This window comes from Glutamicibacter arilaitensis Re117, from assembly GCF_000197735.1.
GTDB classification, from domain to species: domain Bacteria; phylum Actinomycetota; class Actinomycetes; order Actinomycetales; family Micrococcaceae; genus Glutamicibacter; species Glutamicibacter arilaitensis.
On sequence record NC_014550.1, the window covers coordinates 1,029,484 to 1,047,330 of the forward strand.

Sequence of the window (17,847 nt, forward strand, 5' to 3'; positions counted from 1 at the left end):
ACTTACGCCATTTGAAGACATAAAAAGTTCCTTGAGGGCGCACGACGTACATCTGACGCGAATTCATTTTAGGTACCAACTCTAAGCATAACCCTGCGGCAAAGCCTCCTGTGCCTGCGTGAAGCCTATAGAGCCTGCAGCAGGATCCGAACCCTATTGAGGAATACACTGGCAAGTTCTTCGTTCGGGCTCACCGAGGTGAAAACACCGGCCAGCATGAGAGCAGCATCCAGACGCAGCACCGCCCAAGCGGTCGTGGACTCATCGATGGTTCCGCCATAAGCACGGTAGCCGGCAAGGATGTCCATGTAGTCCAGAGCGTTTTCTGGTATCTGAGCGTATTCGCGAATACGCGCCATCTCGAGTTCTGGAGCAGCAGTGAGTGCGTTGCTCCAATCAAACAATGCCCGCGGTTCACCGGCAGCCACACGAATGTTCTGCCGGCGAATATCCAGATGCAGCTGGCTGACCCGGTGCAACGAACGTTGGAGCACCTTGGCCAGATGAGTTGGTTTAGGCAAGGCTGGCAGCTGATGATCGGTACTAATTCTCGAATGACGATCACCGATGCGCTGAGCCAGATAATCATAGATATCCGGGCATCGGGCTACTTCACTAGCTAGTGGCTCAACCTGGTGCATCTTGGCCAGGACAGCCCCCAACGCCTGCTGGTTTACCGGCGTCTGGTCGTCGTCGATAACTTCGGTGACCAGCACCGAATACCCGCCTTGATCCACCAGCTCCGTCGGATTCGCAGAAGGCACACCATGCCCCAAGGCCCAGGCGCTGAGCCGCAGTTCTTTGCGTTGGAGCTCCAAAGCCTGAATCCCTGGATTATTCACGGTGTCAAAAACACGTGCGCGAGGTACGCGGTAGCCTTCACGCCGTGTCCCTGCCCGCGTGCTGAAAAACAGGAACTCCACGCCTGCACCCAATAGCCTCAGCTCGTGCGCTCCACGATTCAGCGCAAGCTCTTCCGCTGCTTGCTGCGGGGAAGTGATCTGGGAATTGAACGTCAAACCAGAACAGCTTCCGCCGCATTCAGGATCCGCGGACCAATCTTGCGCATGAGCTTGCCCATCTTCGGGTTGTCGGTGCGCGAGAGGGTATCCGAAAGCCGTTCCAAACTCATCAACCCCAGCCAGATCTTCGCACGGCAGGCCTCATCCGGACTCGGCGCAATCAAGTCCACCATTTCCAGTCCATGCCACAGGCTCAGGTATGCGGTGTTAAGCGCAGGATCCCACGCCGCGGCCAGATCCCAGTCCAGAATGCCAATCAGTTCTTCGCCAACCCAGTGCATATTGTGCCCGGCCAGATCTCCGTGTACTAGTGCCGCGGGCACCTGTGCCAACTCATCAAGCTGTGCCCACAGGCTTCTGGCCGCCGGGCGCAGTTCATCGGGCAGGGCGTCGTAGCACTGCTGCTGGCGTTCTTCGGTCCATGGGCCGCGGAAGGCAAATGGCGTGGCCAGGTGATCGCTGATGGGTTCCAACGGAATCTCGGCCAAGTCCTTCACTACCTTGCCCAGAACTTGCGGATCTCCATAGTGCGGTTCGTGGGCACTGCCTGGAATGAATGACATCGCCACCGTACTCAAGCCATCAACGCTCAGGATCTGAGAGGTGGCCACCGGGATCTGGTAATCCAACTGGCTTTCGAGACGGTCCAGAAGGTCCAAGGTGCGGGGCATCTGCTCGGTGGCTTGCGGCGTGCGTGCCATGCGAATGGCTGCCTGCGGGTTGGCAATGATCACCTTGTGGAACTGTCCGCCCTCGTTTACTGCCGCGTCATCCCATGAGAGATCGGGGCAAAGCTGGCGGGCAATCTGCAATTCTTCTTTGGTGGCAGGTCGGCTCACTGGCACTCTTCTCATGTAGCTCGCTGGCGGTCTTGATCTCAGGCTATCGCAGGTTTGCCACGCGCTTCCTCAGTACGCGCACAGCCAGATCAGCCTATGATCGAAAACGTGAACGCTGAACAAATTGAGCAGAAGGCAACCCGCAAGACCTTCGGGTTTGAGATCGTCTTGGTACTTGCGCTGTCCTTGGGGCAAAGCGCGGTCTACTCGCTGCTCAGCTTTGCGGACAAAGTCACCCGGGCTCCATTGCGCGAGCAGACAACGTCGCTGAATAACCAGCTGAGCACCCGGGAATTCTTTGACTTCTCCTACCAGCTGCTGGACATCATCTTTGCCCTGGTTCCAGTGGTGCTGGCGTTGTATCTGATGAAGCGCACTACCGGGAGAACCATCCGCGATATCGGTTTCGATATACGCAAGCCGGGCAAGGACGCGCTGCTTGGAGCAGGACTGTTCTTGGCCATGGGCGTAGGCACGCTGGGAGTCTATGCCGCGGGGCGGGCTTTGGGCATCACGACGGCACTGTCTGCAGCGAACTTGGGAGATTATTGGTGGAGCGTGCCGGTGCTTCTGCTCTCGGCCGTACGCCATGCGGTGCTCGAAGAAGTCCTGATGCTCGGATTCCTGTTCACCTATACCAGGAAATTGAAAATGGGCCCGTGGTCCATCATCATCCTTTCCGCTGTCATCCGCGGCAGCTACCACCTGTACCAAGGTGCAGGTCCGATGATCGGCAACATGCTCATGGGCGTGGTGTTCGGCTGGATCTACCAGAAGTACGGGCGGGTCATGCCGCTGGTCATTGCGCACTTCCTGCTCGATGCCATCGGGTTCGTCGGCTATGCATTGATTGGGCCGGCCATCGGAATCGGCCAATAGTGCCGTTATGCTGGGCTGATGCAGATTACCGAGCTGAGCGAGAAATACCTCCACCAAGCTGTTGACTTGTGGGAAACCACCGGGCTGACTCGTCCGTGGAATGATCCGCTCGCTGACGCTCGACGGGCTTTGCGCGAACCCACCTCTACGGTGCTGGCCATGATCGAAAATGATCAGGTTGTGGGCACTGCGATGACTGGCCATGACGGGCACCGCGGTTGGCTCTACTACGTTGCGGTGGATCCGCGCAGGCAGGGCAATGGCCTGGGCAGGTCCTTGGTGGATGCGGCCAGCCGGTGGCTGCGAGAACGGGCAGTGCCCAAGGTGCAGCTCATGGTCCGCAGCGAAAACGCTAGCGTCATCGATTTCTATGAACCCCTGGGCTTTGAAGACCAGCAGGTCGTTGTCTTGGGCCGGCGTCTGGACCAGTCTGAGGCAAGAGCCGGAAAAGAATGAAGGCGGGGACGCCATTGTCCCCGCCTTCGTGAGTTCATTTTTGAACTTCTTACAGCACCACGGTGCCGGACTCGGTTTCAAAGGTTACCGACATGATGCCCGGAGTGCCATTCGGAGCTTCATATTGCATGGTGACAGCTCCCAAATTGACGTTCTGCGGCTGGCCGAGCCAATCCAGCACCCGTTCGCGCGAACCGGCGATGGCTATCTCGCTGATGGCACCAACCGGTTCAAGCGACTTGGACGGATGCAGGTCCTCAGTACCGTCATCCCATGAGATCAGGTATGGGCACTGCGGGTCGGCGATCAGGCCCTTGATGCCAATTTGCTGCCAGGTCAGTTCGCGGCCATCAGGGAACTTGCGGTTGCCAGGCACTGACTTGCGGCCCAGGCGGTCTTCGGCGCTGGATAGATCCTCCACCGAGACGCACCAGCCCATCCAGCCACCGCCGAGTTCCGAGCGGGCGCGAACAGCCTGTCCGAAGGGTGCCTTGTCGCTGGCCGGGTGGTTCAGCACCTCGACTACTTCCAAGTACTGGCCGTGCTTGAGCGGGAAGATGACATTGCGTGTTCCGAATCGTGGATGCACGCCACCCTTGACGAACTCCAAGCCGAGCGACTCGGAGATTCTTTGCGCGGTTGGCATCAGCCCATCAGGGCCGCATGCATAACTTACGTGATCTAGCCTCATCATGTGCCCATCATGGCAACATGTGATGACAGTCTCTACTTAGGCAACCCTAAGCGGGGTGAATGCTATCGAATAGTCTGCGGAAAAGTCCTCAAAAATACGGAATATGACCGATTGAGTCCAAGATCAAGCGCCTGCATTGCAAAGATCTTCGGTTCTCGGGCAAACTGGATGCAGGTCATGAGTCCCAGTAACAAGCCCCGGCTTACTGGGCGGCAACCCTCCACCGCGGTGGGGTGCCCCGGGTGAAGACCTGGCCCTTGAATGCGCAAGGCATCAAGGACAAGCGCGGGTTACCCCTGGAAGTTCTCTCGATACGGTGCTTCCTGTCGGTGTCTTTTCAGTGGCGTACCCCCATAGTCATGAAACGCTATTTGGAGGAAACCATGAGCAGCAACTGGTCATTTGAAACCCGTCAGATCCACTCCGGCCAGACCCCGGATCCGACAACTGGAGCACGAGCTCTCCCTATTTTCCAGACCACTTCTTTCGTCTTCCCTAGCGCCAAGAGCGCTGCTGCGCGATTCGCGCTGCAAGAATTGGAGCCGATCTACACGCGTATCGGAAACCCGACGACCGACGCAGTGGAAACCCGCATTGCCGACCTTGAAGGCGGTGTCGGAGCACTGCTGCTCTCATCGGGACAGGCAGCAACCACCTTCGCCATCTTGAACTTGGCCGAAGCCGGCGACCACCTGGTTGCCAGCCCAAGCCTTTACGGCGGAACGCAGAACCTGCTCAAGCACACCCTGAAACGCCTGGGCATCGAGGTCACCTTCGTCTCTGATCCGGATAACCTCGATGAATGGCGTGCCGCCGTCCGCCCGAACACCAAGGCATTCTTCGGAGAGAGCATCTCCAATCCGCGTCAGGATGTCCTGAATATCGAGGACATTTCGGCCATCGCCCACGAAGCCGGCGTGCCGCTGCTGGTGGACAACACCCTGGCCACCCCGTACCTGATCCGCCCGATTGAGTGGGGCGCGGATATCGTGATCCACTCGGCTACCAAATTCCTTGGCGGCCACGGAAATGCCATCGCAGGCGTCATCGTGGATTCGGGCAAATTCGACTTCGGCAAGGATGCGGAACGCTTCCCAGGATTCAACACCCCGGATGAGTCCTACAACGGCCTGGTCTTCGCCCGCGACCTGGGTGTCAATGGCATCCTGGGCGCGAATCTGGCCTACATCCTCAAGGCCCGTGTGCAGCTGCTGCGCGACTTGGGCGCCTCGGTTGCACCGTTCAATGCTTTCCTGATCGCCCAGGGGCTGGAAACCTTGTCGCTGCGCATTGAGCGCCACGGCCAGAACGCCGTCGAGGTTGCCAACTGGCTCGAAGCCCGCGGCGAAGTGCGCAAGGTTGCTTACGCAGGCCTGAAGTCCTCGCCTTGGTACGAGCGTGCGCAGAAGTACAGCGACCAGGGCGCTGGCTCGGTCATCGCCTTCGAATTGGAAGGCGGCTCAGAAGCAGGCCAGGCCTTCGTCGACGCGCTGGTGCTGCACTCCAACGTGGCGAATATCGGCGACGTGCGCTCCTTGGTCATCCACCCGGCCTCCACGACCCACGCGCAGCTTTCCGAGGCCGAGCAGGTTGCCGCTGGCGTCAGCCCGGGACTGGTGCGCCTGAGCGTTGGGCTGGAGAACATCAAGGACATTCTGGCCGATTTGGAACTGGGCTTCGCAGCTGTCGGCGCCCTTGAGAACAAGGAACTGCAGGAAACTCTCTAGGCATGGCATCCATTGTGACTACTGAAGATACTCTTCGCGCCGAAGAGCTCGCTGGCGGACAAGACGGCATTTTGCGTCGTAGTTCCGTGGGGGAGCACCGCTTTGAATTTGGCGGATACCTTCCCGAGGTGGAGCTGGGCTTTGAAACCTGGGGAACCCTTGCTGCCGACGGTTCCAACGCGGTACTGGTGATGCATGCACTGACCGGTGACGCGCACGTTGCCCAAGGCGATTCGCAAAGCGACGGCTGGTGGGAAGGTTTCGTGGGCCCTGGCGCCACGATTGACACCAATGAGTACTTCGTCGTGTCCATCAACATGGTGGGCGGTTGCAATGGATCCACCGGCCCGGCGTCCCTGGATGAGCAAGCCGTGCCCTACGGTTCGCGCTTCCCGTTCGTGACCATCAAGGACTCGGTGCGCCTCGAAGCGCGTCTGGCCAAGCAGCTGGGAATTGATTCCTGGCATGCGGTCATCGGTGGTTCGATGGGCGGGGCGCGTGCTCTGGAGTACGCGGTGCAGTTCCCGCAGCAGGTGAAGAATCTGGTGGTGATGGCATCCAGCGCGCAGGCAACTGCCGAGCAAATCGCCTTCGCCCAGGTGCAGACCCAGTCCATCCGCTTGGATCCGCACTTCTGCAATGGCGATTACTACGGCAATGAGGCCCGCCCGGACGCTGGTCTGGGTTTGGCCCGCCGCCTGGCCCACATCACCTATCGTTCTGAAGCCGAGCTCGAAACCCGTTTCTCGCGCAACCCGCAAGAAGGCGAGAAGCCAACGGGCCAGCTCGACGGAGCGCGTGGGCGTTACCAGGTGGAAAGCTATTTGGATCACCAAGCCAGCAAGCTGGTGAATCGCTTTGATGCCAACAGCTATCTCGTGCTCACCGAAGCGCTGATGAGCCACGATGTGGCTCGCGGCCATGAATCCTTGGAAGCTGCGTTGGCCCGCTTGGCGAAAGTCAACGTGGTAGTTGCAGCGGTGACCAGTGACCGCCTGTACTTCCCAGTGCAGTCGGTGAAACTGGCTTCGTCGCTGGCCAAGCCGAAGCCTGTGCACTACATTGATTCGCCCATCGGACATGATGGCTTCCTGACCGATGCCAAGCAGCTCGATGGAGTCCTTCGGACGTTGGTATTCGGAGACTGATCATCGGCCGCGTAGCCGTATCGCTTGTAAAGCCAGAAGCAGTTCCACCAGTTATCGGTGGAACTGCTTCTGGCTTTTACTAGCTAATTTGCGCTGTCGCCTGCACCGAGGGAATCATTGGGCATGGTGTTCGCAAATGGTGCAGCCGAAGGACGTTTCGCGGTGATGCCATCGCCGGAGGACTGGTGGCGCAAACGGCGCAATACCCACGGCGCCAGATGCTCGCGTGCCCACTGCAGATCTTCCTTGCGGGCTTCTCGCCAGCTGCGCTGCTCGACAACCGGGGCGATTTCGGTATCCAGCTGATGCGGGACATTCAGCGAGTCCAAGGCCATGGCGGCAATGCGCTGGTGGCCGATAGGGGAGAAGTGCAGGCGGTCCGGTGCCCACATCTGGGACTGGTGCAGCTCCTGCAGAGCCCACATATCCGCAACGATGGCGTCATGGCGTGCGGCTACGGTGCGCACGTTTTCGTTGTAGATTGCCACCTTGCCGCGGATGCTTCCAAGGACCGGGGTATCGCGGATATCGGGTCCGGTGAACAGCAGGAGCGTGGCGCCGGTGGAGGTGAGCTTGGCTACCGCGTTATCGAGGATGTCGGCAATCTTGTCGGGGTCGCCGCCAGGGCGCAGTACGTCGTTGCCGCCGGCGCAGAGGGAGATCAGATCAGGCTTCAGCTCAATGCAAGGATCAAGCTGCTCGGAAACGATTTGCCCGATGAGCCGCCCACGAATCGCGAGATTGGCATATGCGAAGTCCGGAACCGTGCTGCTCAGTTCATGTGCCAAGCGATCGGCCCAGCCAAGATGCCGGCCAACGTTTGCGGGATCCGGGTCCCCAATGCCTTCGGTGAAGGAGTCTCCGATGGCGACATAGCGGCGCCATGGATGGGCTGGGGTTTCTAGGGATTCTGTTGATTCAGGAGAAAATTCGTTTGGCACGAATCTATTGTTACCAATGGGTAACTTCTAGTCAATCATTCTCAAGGATGATTCCTGGGGCTGCTGCGCTACTCACTCAGCGCGTCCCGGCGAGCCTGCAAGTACTCATCGCGGGTAATGACTCCACGCGAGTGCAGGGATTCAAGTTCGGATAGCTTATCTTCAAGGGATTTTTTCGGTGCAAGCATGGCTGAATTGGCCGCCCTTGCCATCAGTTCGGTTTCCATCGTGAGTGGATCGAAGCCGGCACTCTTGGCCTTGCGGTAGTTTCGGACGCTGACGAAGATGATGAATCCGAGGACGGCCACAAAAAGGATGCCAAACAGGGGAAGTCCGATGGAAAATACAGTGTCTGCGCTCTCGTAGGGCGACGACGTGTTTCCAAGGTCGGATTCGATATATCCGAATTCTTCGATATACCCGAAGTCTTCGAGATCCTCGGGTGCAAGCCCGGGCAGTGCGATGCGGTATTCAATTTTTCCCATGGAGCTTTTCTCTCAATCGGACTTCGTCGCGTCCGGTGCGGGCGCGTTTCCAGTGGCCGTGATGCCATGGGATTAGCTAAGCATGAAAAGTTCAAAAAACTAGGGAATTTTTGAAGATTTATTATTTTGTAACATGTCACCTTATAAATGTGTGATCCTCCAACAAATTTTGTGACGAGGAGTGAATACTACATCGCGCCCGCTTGTGTCACCCTATTGACACAAGTCGGTGATATTGCTTGTATTGGTCTAGTGGTACAAGCGGAAAGCTGCCTGCCTTCCCAATCTCGAAGGGAACGACGATGAGTAATCTATTGCCGATTATCGTGATCGTTGGAATCGGAATTGTCCTTGTCGCGTTGACTCGACGCGGAGTGCTTTCGCAACGACGCGCACACCTCACGCTGCAATCCAGGGAAGCCTCGGGACCTGATAGGGAATTGGTGCTTCGAATACTCCGGGCAATCAGGACCCGCAATCTCACTGCAGTCGGAGCAGCAGTTCTTGGCGTTGTCCTGGCAGTTGTCGTGCATCAGGGTTTCACCAAAGCAGCGGGATTGCCCTTGGTTCTCGCGCCTGGGGCGGCGGGGGTCCTTTCTACGCTGGTATTTCTGTGGTGGCCGCTTCCCCATGAAGCCAGAAGCACCTCGCAGCTGAAGCATGACCAAATCTGTGCAGACCTGACGCCGCGAACCAAGGGGATGTTTGGCCCCGGCTGGGGAGTTGCTCTTCCAAGCGTGCTTTCGGCAATAACCGTCGTGGGGTTGCTTCTCGGTGGCATTTTTTCGTCGCCGGACGAGCGAGGACTCTACCGCCAGTTGCACTACGTCACGCATAGCGGAGCGTCAATAGATGCGAATTCGGTGGTTACCGAAAACTTGGTTGGATACGGAAGCAGTGGGCCATTCCCGGGCTGGTACTACGGGATCCCGGTGGGAGCGGTAGTGGTGCTCGGGTACATGCTGACGATGTGGGCGCTCAATAGCAACGTCCGGCGGCCCAGCCTGCGCAGCTTGGAGCTGCGCGAATTCGACAAGGCGGTTCGTACCCATAACGGATACGTGCTCAGTACCGGATTCAGCGCACTACTCTGTTTCCAATTGGTTCCACTGCTGGCCATGGCCGCCATCTCGACCTATGGGGCTTCCTATAACGCCATTTACGAGGTGGGGCAGAGGTTTGACGCGGGTGCCGACATATTCCGCGATCCCTGGCTAGCGACGCTCGGATGGACCATGGGTGGCCTGTGCATGTTGCTTTTGATTATTGGCGTCCTGCTTCTTGGGCATCTCGTTGGGTGGATGGCAGCTGCCTACGGAACCGAAGTCCAGCACCAATCCAAGGGTAGGGAGATGCCGGCATGATCACGCTGGAATCGGCTCACCCAGCGGGGCCTTCAGAACAGATCAGAGCTCAGCTTGCTGCCATGATTCGTAGCGGTGAACTGGCAGAAGACGCGAAGTTGCCTACAGTGCGACAGTTGGCCGGCGATCTTCGAGTGGCGGTCGGCACGGTGGCTAAGGCCTACAAGGAACTGGAAGCCGCCGGACTGGTTCGCACCGGCCGTGCCAATGGCACCCGAGTGAACGCCGGACACATGCTGGCACCAAGGCTGCTATCGGATGCCAGGGTATTGGCATCCAGCGCGAAGGAATCGGGAATGGGCCTGGAAGAACTGCAGAATCTCGTCGAGGCGGCATGGAAGTCAGCCCAGGCAACTTAGCGGGCGGAACCAGCGCTCAGTGCTTTTCAGGGCACTTATCCAATTACGCGGTCTTCGATAGTCTTGGGTCACTATGACTAACCAAGAACATGCGCCGGTGGCCATCATCTCCCGTAACGACGAAACCCGCCTGGGAACTCCGCTGCTGGTGTTCCTGCACGGCTATGGTTCGAACGAGCAAGACCTCATGGGGCTCTCGCAGCACTTGCCTGAAGAATTCACTTACCTCTCGGTCCGTGCACCGCTGCAGGCAGGCCCGGGCTACAGCTGGTTCCCGCTGACCCAGGAAATCGACTACTCCATCGACGCGGTGGCGCACAGCGTCCAAGCGCTCTGGGTCCTGCTAGAGCCTTTGGCCCAGCAGCATTCCTCGGTGACCTTGCTTGGTTTCTCCCAAGGCATGGCGATGGCCACCTCGCTGGCCCGCTACCAGCGCGATTCCATTGACGCTGTGGTGGGACTTTCGGGATTCGCGGTGGATCCGCAGCCATTGGAGATTTTTGACGATGCGAAGCTGGAGGAATATCCACTGCCGATGTTCTGGGGCCGGGACTTGGCAGATCCGGTGATCACCCAGGACAAGATCGAGTACACCTTGGCTTGGGTTCCGAAGCACACCGAACTGACCAGCGAAACTTATCCGCAGATTGGCCATTCGGTGTGCATGGAAGAACTGCAGGACGTTGCCGAATTCCTCAACACGGTCGTCCTGAAGAAAAACTAGCTACTGCTGGGCGGTGACTTTCACGCATTCACCGTTCACGCACACCACGTCGCCGGGGCGGATCTGCGCCCCGCGGCGGGTATCCACCTGGCCATTGACGGTGACAATTCCGTCGGAAATCATTTCCTTGGCGTGGATGCCGTCCTCAGCCAGGGAAGCAAGCTTGAGCAGCTGGCCCAAGCGAATGGACTCGTCACGGATTTCTAGGTCAAAAGCTTCATTGGCACTCATGGCTTCCATTCTTCCCTAAATATGCTGCTTTCAACGCGAATATCGGCCAAAGGCGTGGAAGTTCACGTCAGCGTTACCTGATTTCGCTTCGTTTGCAGGCCATGGAACCGATACCCTTGAAAGGTATGTATTTTTCTACGGACCGCAACCAGCGGCCTCGTAATTTCCATTGGAGTTGATATGGCGCCACAGTCCAAGCTAGACCAGGTTATTTCCCTCGCAAAACGTCGAGGATTCGTATTCCAGGCTGGTGAAATCTACGGTGGTTCCCGTTCCGCGTGGGATTACGGTCCCCTGGGTACCGAACTGAAAGAAAACATCAAGCGCGAATGGTGGCAGAGCTTCGTCCGCGGCCGTGAAGACATGGTTGGCCTGGACTCCTCGATCATCCTGCCAAAGGCTGTGTGGGAAGCCTCCGGACACGTGGCAACCTTCACCGACCCGCTGGTCGAGTGCATCCAGTGCCACAAGCGCCACCGCCAGGATCACCTCATCGAGGCCTTCGAAGCCAAGAAGGGCCGCGCACCCAAGGATGGCATGAGCGAGATCGCCTGCCCTGACTGCGGCACCAAGGGCCAGTTCACCGAACCACAGATGTTCTCCGGTCTGATGAAGACTTTCCTGGGCCCAGTGGATTCCGAGGCAGGTCTGGCATTCATGCGTCCAGAAACCGCACAGGGCATCTTCGTGAACTTCGCCAACGTGCTCACCGCCAGCCGCAAGAAGCCGCCATTTGGCATCGGCCAGATCGGCAAGGCCTTCCGCAACGAAATCACCCCGGGCAACTTCATCTTCCGCACCCGCGAATTCGAACAGATGGAAATCGAGTTCTTCACCGCTCCAGAAGATGCCCCGGCATTCTTCGACCAGTGGGTCAAGGACTGCTGGGCATGGTTCCTTGACCTTGGAATCAAGGAAGAGAACCTGCGCCAGTTCGACGTGCCAGAAGACGAGCGAGCACACTACTCGGCCGGCACCATCGACTTCGAGTACCGCTTCGGCTTCCAGGGCTCCGAATGGGGCGAGCTGATGGGCGTTGCCAACCGCACCGACTACGACCTGTCGTCCCACGCGAAGGCTTCGGGCGCCGAGCTGTCCTACTTCAACCAGGCCACCGGCGAACGCTACACCCCATACGTGATCGAGCCTTCCTTCGGCCTGACCCGTTCCATGATGGCCTTCCTGGTCGATGCCTACACCGAGGACGAGGCACCGAACACCAAGGGCGGCGTGGACAAGCGCACCGTGCTGAAGATGGATCCGCGTCTGGCACCAGTCAAGGCCGCCGTGCTGCCGCTGAGCCGCAACGAGAACCTCTCGCCAAAGGCCAAGGACTTGGCTGCCGAGCTGCGCAAACGCTGGAACATCGACTTCGATGACGCCGGTGCCATTGGCCGCCGCTACCGCCGCCAGGATGAGATCGGCACCCCATTCTGCATCACCGTGGACTTCGACACCCTCGATGACCAGGCCGTGACCATCCGCGAACGCGACACCATGGCCCAGGAACGCGTCTCCCTGGACCAGGTCACCGCCTACCTTTCCGAGCGTCTGAACGGAGCCTAGAGCCCGATGAACGAACTGGAATTCCGCCCATGGCGCTCCGGGGATGACCTGCAGCTGCTGCAGATCTTCGGTGACCCGCGCTCGCCGCAGGCCCACCAGGACCGCACCATGCTGCGGGAGAACAGCGATGCGCCGTTCTCCCGCACGCTGGTAGCCACCATTGATGAAGTGGCTATCGGCGCCGGCGTGGTGTTCGCCTCTTCGCTGCACCCGCAGCGGCTATGGCTCTATGTCGAGGTGGCTGCCGAACAGCGCCGCACCGGCGTAGGCACCGCGCTGGTTCAGCAACTGCGCAAGCAGATCCCTGCGGGCCAGGCTACGGAGCTCAAGGCCCGCTATACCGTGACCGCCGGAGATCCGGCGGCCGCGGCGGCAGGCTTCTGCCAATCGCTGGGCCTGGGCGAAATCCAGGTCTCGCGCGATGTCATCCTGGAACCGGGTGCCTTGGCTGAACCGGTTTTCGACACCAATGACCGGGTGATCGAGGACCTGTCCACCGGCAGCGTGGAATTGACCAAGCTGGTCATGGACTTCTACAACGCCGTGCACACCGATTGGGATCCGGCCAAGATGACCGTGGGTTCGGCCCAGAGGATGCTGCTCGACGAGCACACCGGTGCGCAGGGCGCGCTGGTGCTGCGCGACAAGCCCAAGCGCGATGGCGGCGTTCCGCTGGCCTTCGCCGTGAGCTACGTGCCGGCGCGTGAGAACGCCCCGACCGACGTGCTGGTAGGCCACAACCCTGCCTTCAGCGATGACGAAGTGGCCGAAGCGGTGCGCGACATGGTCGCCATGCTCATCCACCAGTACCCGGTGAAGCTGGAAGTCGACTCGTCGATGTTCGTTCTCTCATCGTTGATCGATGCGTTGGCAGTGGTTGACCAGGCCACCGTCATTTCCACCACGCATATCCTCGCCAGCGACGCGGCGAAGTAGTGCAAGCAAAGACGGGACTCGCCTAGCGGGTCCCGTCTTTTGCCATTTCCACTCAGACTTCTCCTCTTGAAAGAACACCGTTGACTACCACCACCATGACCGCGCAGGTACGTACCGGCGGAAAGTTCCTGTTCACCGTGCTGGCCATCGCCTCGGGCTTGCTGCTGTGCGTGCAGTCGCGCATCAACGGAGCGCTGGGCGCGAAACTAGGCGATCCCATCGCGGCCTCAACCATCAGCTTCGGTGTGGGGCTGGCGGCATTGATCCTGCTGGCCCTCCTTGTTCCCGCAGTGCGCAGCTCGGTACGGCAAGTGCCCCGCGCCTTGGCCCAAGGCAGGTTCCCGCGCTGGTATCTGGTGGCCGGAGCGGTGGGCGCCTTGATTGTCTTCAGCCAGGCCGCAGCAGTTCCGCTGATCGGCGTCGCGCTGTTCACCGTCTGCCTGGTCACCGGCCAGGCCATCGGTTCCATGTTCATGGACCGAGTGGGCTTCGGCGGAGCCACGCCGCGCAAAATCAATGCCTTGCGCCTGCTGGGCGTGGTGCTGACCATTCTCGGAGTGATTTGGGCTGTGAGCCCGCGTGGCGCAGATGCCCAGCTTTCCACGTTGCTGCTGCCAATGGCGTTGTCGATGGCGGTCGGGATGCTCATGGGCTTCCAAGGAGCGGCCAATGGCGTGCAAGCAGCAGCCTATGGCAGCGCAACCGCGGCCACCTTGGTGAACTTCGCGGTCGGCTTCGTGGTCCTGGTTCTCGTGATGATCGTGCGGCTGCCCGCTGGCGTAGAGCTGCATCCGCTGCCCAGTACCTGGTGGCACTACATCGGAGGGCTGCTTGGCTGCCTGTTCGTTGGCATCACGGCGATGGTGGTCAAGCGGCTCGGCGTGCTGGTCACCAGCCTGTCTGCCGTGGGCGGCCAGCTGGTGGGTTCGCTGCTGCTTGACGCGTTCTTCCCGGCCCCGGGTTCGGTCATCACCACGGCCACGGTCATGGGCACCTTGCTGACGTTGCTCGCCGTGGGCCTGGCGTCGGTTTCCGGGGCGCGGAACGCGAAGAAAGTGCACTCCCAAAGCTCAGCTGCGTGACGCGAAGAGCGCACCGCGATCTCGCCGTTTACCCTCCGTTTTCCTCGGCGACCTATGCTGGAATCCATGAACTCACAGCAGTTGGAAAAGGGCTCGGCCGGTGAAGTCTTCAAAGTCTTCCTCAAGCTCGGCCTGACCTCTTTCGGCGGTCCCATAGCCCACCTGGGTTACTTCCGCACCGAACTGGTTGACCGCCGTCGCTGGCTTGACGACCAGCAGTACGGCCAGCTGGTCGCGCTAAGCCAGTTCCTGCCCGGCCCCGCATCCAGCCAGGTCGGTTTTGGCCTGGGGCTGCATCGAGCCGGAATGCGTGGAGCACTCGCGGCGTTCCTGGCCTTCACCCTGCCTTCAGCGGTAGTCCTGGCGGTCTTTGCTTTCGGCGCGTCGCTGTTTTCCGGACCTGTTGGAACCGGGCTGCTGTCCGGATTGAAGATCGTTGCCGTTGCCATCATCGCCCAGGCGGTATTGGGCATGGCGAAGAACCTGACCCCGGATCGCACACGCGCTGCAATCGCTGTTGTGGCCGCCGGATCGGCGCTGCTCGTGGCCGGGACCTTCGGGCAGATCCTGGCCATTGTTCTCGGCGCGCTGGCCGGATATTTCTGGTGCCGCGACTTGGAGAATACTTCTGCCACGGCGTTGCACTTTCCAGTATCAAAGGCCATGGGCATCAGCTGCTTGCTGCTGTTTGCAGTCTTGCTCTTTGGGTTGCCGGTGCTCGCCTTGGCCACCGGCTGGGACCTGGTGGCCTTCATTGACGCGTTCTACCGTTCCGGCGCCCTGGTCTTTGGCGGCGGGCACGTGGTCCTGCCGCTGCTCCAAAGTGCAGTTGTCGATCCCGGGCTGATCAGTTCCCAAGAATTCCTCACCGGATATGGTGCAGCCCAGGCTGTGCCCGGACCGCTGTTCACCTTTGCCGCGTTCCTCGGTGTCCTGGTCGAATCCGGACCGGGCGGAGCGCTCGGTGCACTGATTGCCCTGCTGGCGATCTTCCTGCCCGGTTTCCTCCTGCTGCTTGGCGTTCTGCCTTATTGGAATCGGGTGAGCCACTGGCCTGCAGCGCGGGCCATCATGCGCGGCGCGAATGCGGCAGTGGTCGGGGTGCTCGCTGCCGCGCTGTACAACCCGGTCTTCACCTCAGCGATTACTTCCGCTTCCGCCTTCGTGCTGGCCTTGGCCTGCTTTGTGCTGCTCACCGCGTGGAAGATGGCCCCATGGATTGTCGTCGCCATCGGGGCTCTCGGGGGAATGCTGCTGGGTGTGGTTGCCTAGGCCAGCTCGGTGAACTGCACCGTCCCGTCCTCGTTGGCGATGGCCAGTACCGGGCCGGATTCGCACGCCAGGTATTCATCGATTCGGGCCAGCACCGATACCTCGGCCCGGTCATCCAACGCGGAGCCGGCCGAAGCAATCCATATTAACGACAGCTCGGGGCGTGCTTTGAGCTGTGCGGCCATCGGTTCGGAAGCCGCGGGAGCAACAATGACCACTGCCCGGCGCGTTACAGCGTCCCGGGTGGTGGTGGACTTTCCGGAAGACCCTGCCTTCGCATCCTTGTCCGTGCGCCACAGCGCAAAGTGGTAGCTGGCCACGGCTGCGGTCGCTACCAGCCAGCCCAGCGGCGCGCGTACCGTGTTCAGCAGCGAATCAAGACGCGATTCGGGTTCCAGATAGAACTCGAAAATCCGGTACCCGAAGACCAGCAGGGAAATCAGGGCAACGAGGGAACTGGCTCCGAAAAACAGGACCAGGTAGGCGCTGCGTGATTCTGCAGGGGAGGGTTTCCAAGGCTTGAAATGCCAGAGCCAGGCCGCGGTTCCGAACCCGAGCAATCCGAGGCCATGGCCTAGCAGGTCCGCGGAGTAGCTCACCGAGACGGTGGACCCGATTGCTGCGAAGAGCGCATTGACCACCATGCCCAAGCCGGTGGCCAGCACGGCCAAGCTGACGGCACTCAGCGCCAGCCGCGCAGCACTGATTACCGCGCGCGAATGCAAACCCGTATGAAGCTGGGATTGGTGGTAGATCCATACAACCGCGCTGGCTATGAGAATTGCCAAGAGGTTGGGGCCGCCCTCGTGGAAAAGGCCGGCGCGTTCCTGCGCGGTCCACGCTTGCGGCCAGACCCAGGAAAACAGCTCCGCGATCATCAGCAAGAATGCCAAGGCCGGTGCGGCCAGACCCAGAACAACCAGCAGAATATTGTTCAGGAGATCGGCCATCTGCTGGACTCGGCGCAGCTTCCAATGCCAAACCCACAAGCCCAGGGAACCTGCCAGCCAGATCAGCGCAGCCAGCAGATTCGGCATGCCGGTGGGGCCCGCCAGAGTGCCTTCCGGCCGGATCAAGATTTCCAGCGAGGCCTTCAGCGTCGCCACCAGCGACAACGCAAAGAGCACCAGGCTGAAGTAATTTCCAACAGTGGCCGCCAGCTGCGCGAACTGCCGTGGTGCGGTTCGCGCAGAAGTGATCTGGCGGTGCTGCCACAGGCACACCGCACCCCAGCCCAAGGCCACAGCCAGCGTCGACTGCCACGCATAGTTGGAAGAAGGAACAAATCCCGCCAGCAATCCCAGTAGGGCGCAGCTGCTGGCGGCCAGAGTGACAAGATAGACGGCCGAAGCCTGCAAAGACCAGATGGCTGAATCGAAGGCTGTTGGCCGGGCCAACCGCTTGCGGACAGAACGCCACAACAGCCATGCCAACGGGATGCCGACCAGGGTGAAGGTGAGGGCCATCGCCAGCTGATCGGTGCTCACCTGTTGCGCATTGAACCCATGGAAGACAGCAGTGAAGAGGGCGGATAGACCGGTGGCTGTGACCATGAGCAGCACGAACAGCAAGCTGTGCAGGATTACCGGACGCAGCACGCTGCTGCTTTGCGCGTTAAGTACCGGGGCGTTGGTGGCCATCAGTAACCCATCTCCTTCTCGGTGCACAGCCCGACCTGCCACGGCATGCGCTCAATCAACCAAGTTCCATTAATCTTGCGCAGTTCGAAGACATCGTCGTAGGCGGACAGATCCGGCAAGGGAAGGAATTGGCTGTCCCGGGTATCGAACCGTACATGGACGGTTGCGCTGTTCGTCCCGACCGAGCTGCGCAGCAGCTGCACGTCAAGGGGCTGGGTGTTGTAGGGTTCTGGATTGCATAAGGACCGGGACTGGCCATCAATGGTGTAGTCCTGCATAGTCTGCATATTCTCGGCCTCAAAGGCAATTAGATATCTTTGCACCACTCCTTCGGGGGTGCTTTCCTCGTAGGGCTGCGGGGCAGAGCGCAGGGACACTACGAGCAACGCGGCTATAACCAAAGCCACAATGGCGGCAGCCAGGGCGAGCAGGACAGCCCGAGCCGCCGAAAATTTACTTGTCATTGCACTATTCTGAGCCAC

Annotated in this window: 19 protein-coding genes and 1 riboswitch; of the genes, 11 read left to right on the forward strand and 8 right to left on the reverse strand. The window is 59.9% G+C overall.

Annotation, left to right across the window (positions count from 1 at the left end):
- Positions 1-125 precede the first annotated feature (125 nt).
- Complete coding sequence (locus AARI_RS05170; RefSeq protein ID WP_013348276.1) at positions 126-1,019, reverse strand: phosphotransferase; 894 nt, start codon at positions 1,017-1,019, stop codon at positions 126-128.
- The gene (locus AARI_RS05175) at positions 1,016-1,861 is read right to left on the reverse strand and encodes a phosphotransferase family protein (RefSeq protein ID WP_013348277.1); all 846 of its coding nucleotides are present in this window, start codon (positions 1,859-1,861) and stop codon (positions 1,016-1,018) included. The genes AARI_RS05170 and AARI_RS05175 overlap by 4 nt, the downstream gene beginning before the upstream one ends.
- 96 nt (positions 1,862-1,957) lie before the next feature.
- Here AARI_RS05175 and AARI_RS05180 point away from each other — a divergent pair, with 96 nt between their 5' ends.
- The gene (locus AARI_RS05180; protein ID WP_013348278.1) at positions 1,958-2,740 is read left to right on the forward strand and encodes a CPBP family intramembrane glutamic endopeptidase; all 783 of its coding nucleotides are present in this window, start codon (positions 1,958-1,960) and stop codon (positions 2,738-2,740) included.
- An 18-nt stretch (positions 2,741-2,758) separates the two neighbouring features.
- Positions 2,759-3,196, forward strand: a complete 438-nt coding sequence (locus tag AARI_RS05185; protein ID WP_013348279.1) for a GNAT family acetyltransferase — start codon at positions 2,759-2,761, stop codon at positions 3,194-3,196.
- 49 nt (positions 3,197-3,245) lie between these two features.
- Here the strand turns inward: AARI_RS05185 and AARI_RS05190 are convergent, their stop codons facing one another.
- The gene (locus AARI_RS05190) at positions 3,246-3,890 is read right to left on the reverse strand and encodes a VOC family protein (protein ID WP_013348280.1); all 645 of its coding nucleotides are present in this window, start codon (positions 3,888-3,890) and stop codon (positions 3,246-3,248) included.
- A 173-nt stretch (positions 3,891-4,063) separates the two neighbouring features.
- A riboswitch (SAM riboswitch) is annotated at positions 4,064-4,182 on the forward strand.
- 91 nt (positions 4,183-4,273) lie between these two features.
- Between AARI_RS05190 and AARI_RS05195 the strand changes: the two genes are divergently transcribed.
- A complete protein-coding gene (locus AARI_RS05195; RefSeq protein WP_013348281.1) occupies positions 4,274-5,617 on the forward strand; it encodes a bifunctional o-acetylhomoserine/o-acetylserine sulfhydrylase in 1,344 nt (447 codons plus the stop codon).
- Between the two features lie 2 nt (positions 5,618-5,619).
- A complete protein-coding gene (metX, locus tag AARI_RS05200; protein WP_013348282.1) occupies positions 5,620-6,765 on the forward strand; it encodes a homoserine O-acetyltransferase MetX in 1,146 nt (381 codons plus the stop codon).
- Positions 6,766-6,848: 83 nt separating this feature from the next.
- Here metX and AARI_RS05205 read toward each other — a convergent pair whose 3' ends face one another.
- Entirely contained in the window at positions 6,849-7,706 is an 858-nt protein-coding gene (locus tag AARI_RS05205; RefSeq protein WP_013348283.1) for an SGNH/GDSL hydrolase family protein, read from the reverse strand.
- Between the two features lie 68 nt (positions 7,707-7,774).
- Complete coding sequence (locus tag AARI_RS05210; protein WP_013348284.1) at positions 7,775-8,191, reverse strand: SHOCT domain-containing protein; 417 nt, start codon at positions 8,189-8,191, stop codon at positions 7,775-7,777.
- 302 nt (positions 8,192-8,493) lie between these two features.
- Here AARI_RS05210 and AARI_RS05215 point away from each other — a divergent pair, with 302 nt between their 5' ends.
- The 3 genes from AARI_RS05215 to AARI_RS05225 all read left to right on the forward strand — a co-directional run bounded on the left by AARI_RS05215 (position 8,494) and on the right by AARI_RS05225 (position 10,638).
- Positions 8,494-9,555 carry a hypothetical protein gene (locus AARI_RS05215; RefSeq protein WP_013348285.1) on the forward strand — a complete coding sequence of 354 codons (1,062 nt, stop codon included), beginning with the start codon at positions 8,494-8,496 and terminating at the stop codon, positions 9,553-9,555.
- Positions 9,552-9,914, forward strand: coding sequence for a GntR family transcriptional regulator (locus tag AARI_RS05220; RefSeq protein ID WP_013348286.1), 363 nt, complete (start codon positions 9,552-9,554; stop codon positions 9,912-9,914). The genes AARI_RS05215 and AARI_RS05220 overlap by 4 nt, the downstream gene beginning before the upstream one ends.
- Positions 9,915-9,987: 73 nt before the next feature.
- Positions 9,988-10,638, forward strand: coding sequence for an alpha/beta hydrolase (locus tag AARI_RS05225; RefSeq protein WP_013348287.1), 651 nt, complete (start codon positions 9,988-9,990; stop codon positions 10,636-10,638).
- Here the strand turns inward: AARI_RS05225 and AARI_RS05230 are convergent, their stop codons facing one another.
- The gene (locus AARI_RS05230; RefSeq protein WP_013348288.1) at positions 10,639-10,869 is read right to left on the reverse strand and encodes an RNA-binding S4 domain-containing protein; all 231 of its coding nucleotides are present in this window, start codon (positions 10,867-10,869) and stop codon (positions 10,639-10,641) included.
- Positions 10,870-11,049: 180 nt separating this feature from the next.
- Between AARI_RS05230 and AARI_RS05235 the strand changes: the two genes are divergently transcribed.
- The 4 genes from AARI_RS05235 (at position 11,050) to chrA (ending at position 15,725) form a co-directional block, all read left to right on the forward strand.
- Positions 11,050-12,435, forward strand: coding sequence for a glycine--tRNA ligase (locus AARI_RS05235; RefSeq protein WP_013348289.1), 1,386 nt, complete (start codon positions 11,050-11,052; stop codon positions 12,433-12,435).
- A 6-nt stretch (positions 12,436-12,441) separates the two neighbouring features.
- Positions 12,442-13,371 carry a GNAT family N-acetyltransferase gene (locus AARI_RS05240; RefSeq protein WP_013348290.1) on the forward strand — a complete coding sequence of 310 codons (930 nt, stop codon included), beginning with the start codon at positions 12,442-12,444 and terminating at the stop codon, positions 13,369-13,371.
- Between the two features lie 80 nt (positions 13,372-13,451).
- The gene (locus AARI_RS05245) at positions 13,452-14,453 is read left to right on the forward strand and encodes a DMT family transporter (RefSeq protein ID WP_013348291.1); all 1,002 of its coding nucleotides are present in this window, start codon (positions 13,452-13,454) and stop codon (positions 14,451-14,453) included.
- Between the two features lie 66 nt (positions 14,454-14,519).
- Entirely contained in the window at positions 14,520-15,725 is a 1,206-nt protein-coding gene (gene chrA / locus AARI_RS05250) for a chromate efflux transporter (RefSeq protein ID WP_013348292.1), read from the forward strand.
- Here the strand turns inward: chrA and AARI_RS05255 are convergent.
- Both AARI_RS05255 and AARI_RS05260 read right to left on the reverse strand, forming a co-directional pair.
- Positions 15,722-17,365 (reverse strand): DUF5671 domain-containing protein, encoded by a 1,644-nt coding sequence (locus AARI_RS05255; protein WP_013348293.1) that lies wholly within the window; start codon positions 17,363-17,365, stop codon positions 15,722-15,724. The genes chrA and AARI_RS05255 overlap by 4 nt on opposite strands.
- On the reverse strand, positions 17,365-17,829 hold the full coding sequence (locus AARI_RS05260) for a hypothetical protein (RefSeq protein ID WP_013348294.1): 465 nt from the start codon (positions 17,827-17,829) through the stop codon (positions 17,365-17,367). The genes AARI_RS05255 and AARI_RS05260 overlap by 1 nt, the downstream gene beginning before the upstream one ends.
- Positions 17,830-17,847: the final 18 nt, after the last annotated feature.

What these genes read in the sequence shown, in the direction of transcription:
- AARI_RS05195 (WP_013348281.1), top strand. Translation starts at nt 4,274, where the DNA reads ATGAGCAGCAACTGGTCATTTGAAACCCGTCAGATCCACTCCGGCCAG.
- AARI_RS05240 (WP_013348290.1), top strand. Translation starts at nt 12,442, where the DNA reads ATGAACGAACTGGAATTCCGCCCATGGCGCTCCGGGGATGACCTGCAG.
- AARI_RS05185 (WP_013348279.1), top strand. Translation starts at nt 2,759, where the DNA reads ATGCAGATTACCGAGCTGAGCGAGAAATACCTCCACCAAGCTGTTGAC.
- AARI_RS05260 (WP_013348294.1), bottom strand. Translation starts at nt 17,829, where the DNA reads ATGACAAGTAAATTTTCGGCGGCTCGGGCTGTCCTGCTCGCCCTGGCT.
- AARI_RS05190 (WP_013348280.1), bottom strand. Translation starts at nt 3,890, where the DNA reads ATGATGAGGCTAGATCACGTAAGTTATGCATGCGGCCCTGATGGGCTG.
- AARI_RS05225 (WP_013348287.1), top strand. Translation starts at nt 9,988, where the DNA reads ATGACTAACCAAGAACATGCGCCGGTGGCCATCATCTCCCGTAACGAC.
- AARI_RS05180 (WP_013348278.1), top strand. Translation starts at nt 1,958, where the DNA reads ATGATCGAAAACGTGAACGCTGAACAAATTGAGCAGAAGGCAACCCGC.
- chrA (WP_013348292.1), top strand. Translation starts at nt 14,520, where the DNA reads ATGAACTCACAGCAGTTGGAAAAGGGCTCGGCCGGTGAAGTCTTCAAA.
- metX (WP_013348282.1), top strand. Translation starts at nt 5,620, where the DNA reads ATGGCATCCATTGTGACTACTGAAGATACTCTTCGCGCCGAAGAGCTC.
- AARI_RS05230 (WP_013348288.1), bottom strand. Translation starts at nt 10,869, where the DNA reads ATGAGTGCCAATGAAGCTTTTGACCTAGAAATCCGTGACGAGTCCATT.
- AARI_RS05220 (WP_013348286.1), top strand. Translation starts at nt 9,552, where the DNA reads ATGATCACGCTGGAATCGGCTCACCCAGCGGGGCCTTCAGAACAGATC.
- AARI_RS05235 (WP_013348289.1), top strand. Translation starts at nt 11,050, where the DNA reads ATGGCGCCACAGTCCAAGCTAGACCAGGTTATTTCCCTCGCAAAACGT.
- AARI_RS05255 (WP_013348293.1), bottom strand. Translation starts at nt 17,365, where the DNA reads ATGGCCACCAACGCCCCGGTACTTAACGCGCAAAGCAGCAGCGTGCTG.
- AARI_RS05215 (WP_013348285.1), top strand. Translation starts at nt 8,494, where the DNA reads ATGAGTAATCTATTGCCGATTATCGTGATCGTTGGAATCGGAATTGTC.
- AARI_RS05210 (WP_013348284.1), bottom strand. Translation starts at nt 8,191, where the DNA reads ATGGGAAAAATTGAATACCGCATCGCACTGCCCGGGCTTGCACCCGAG.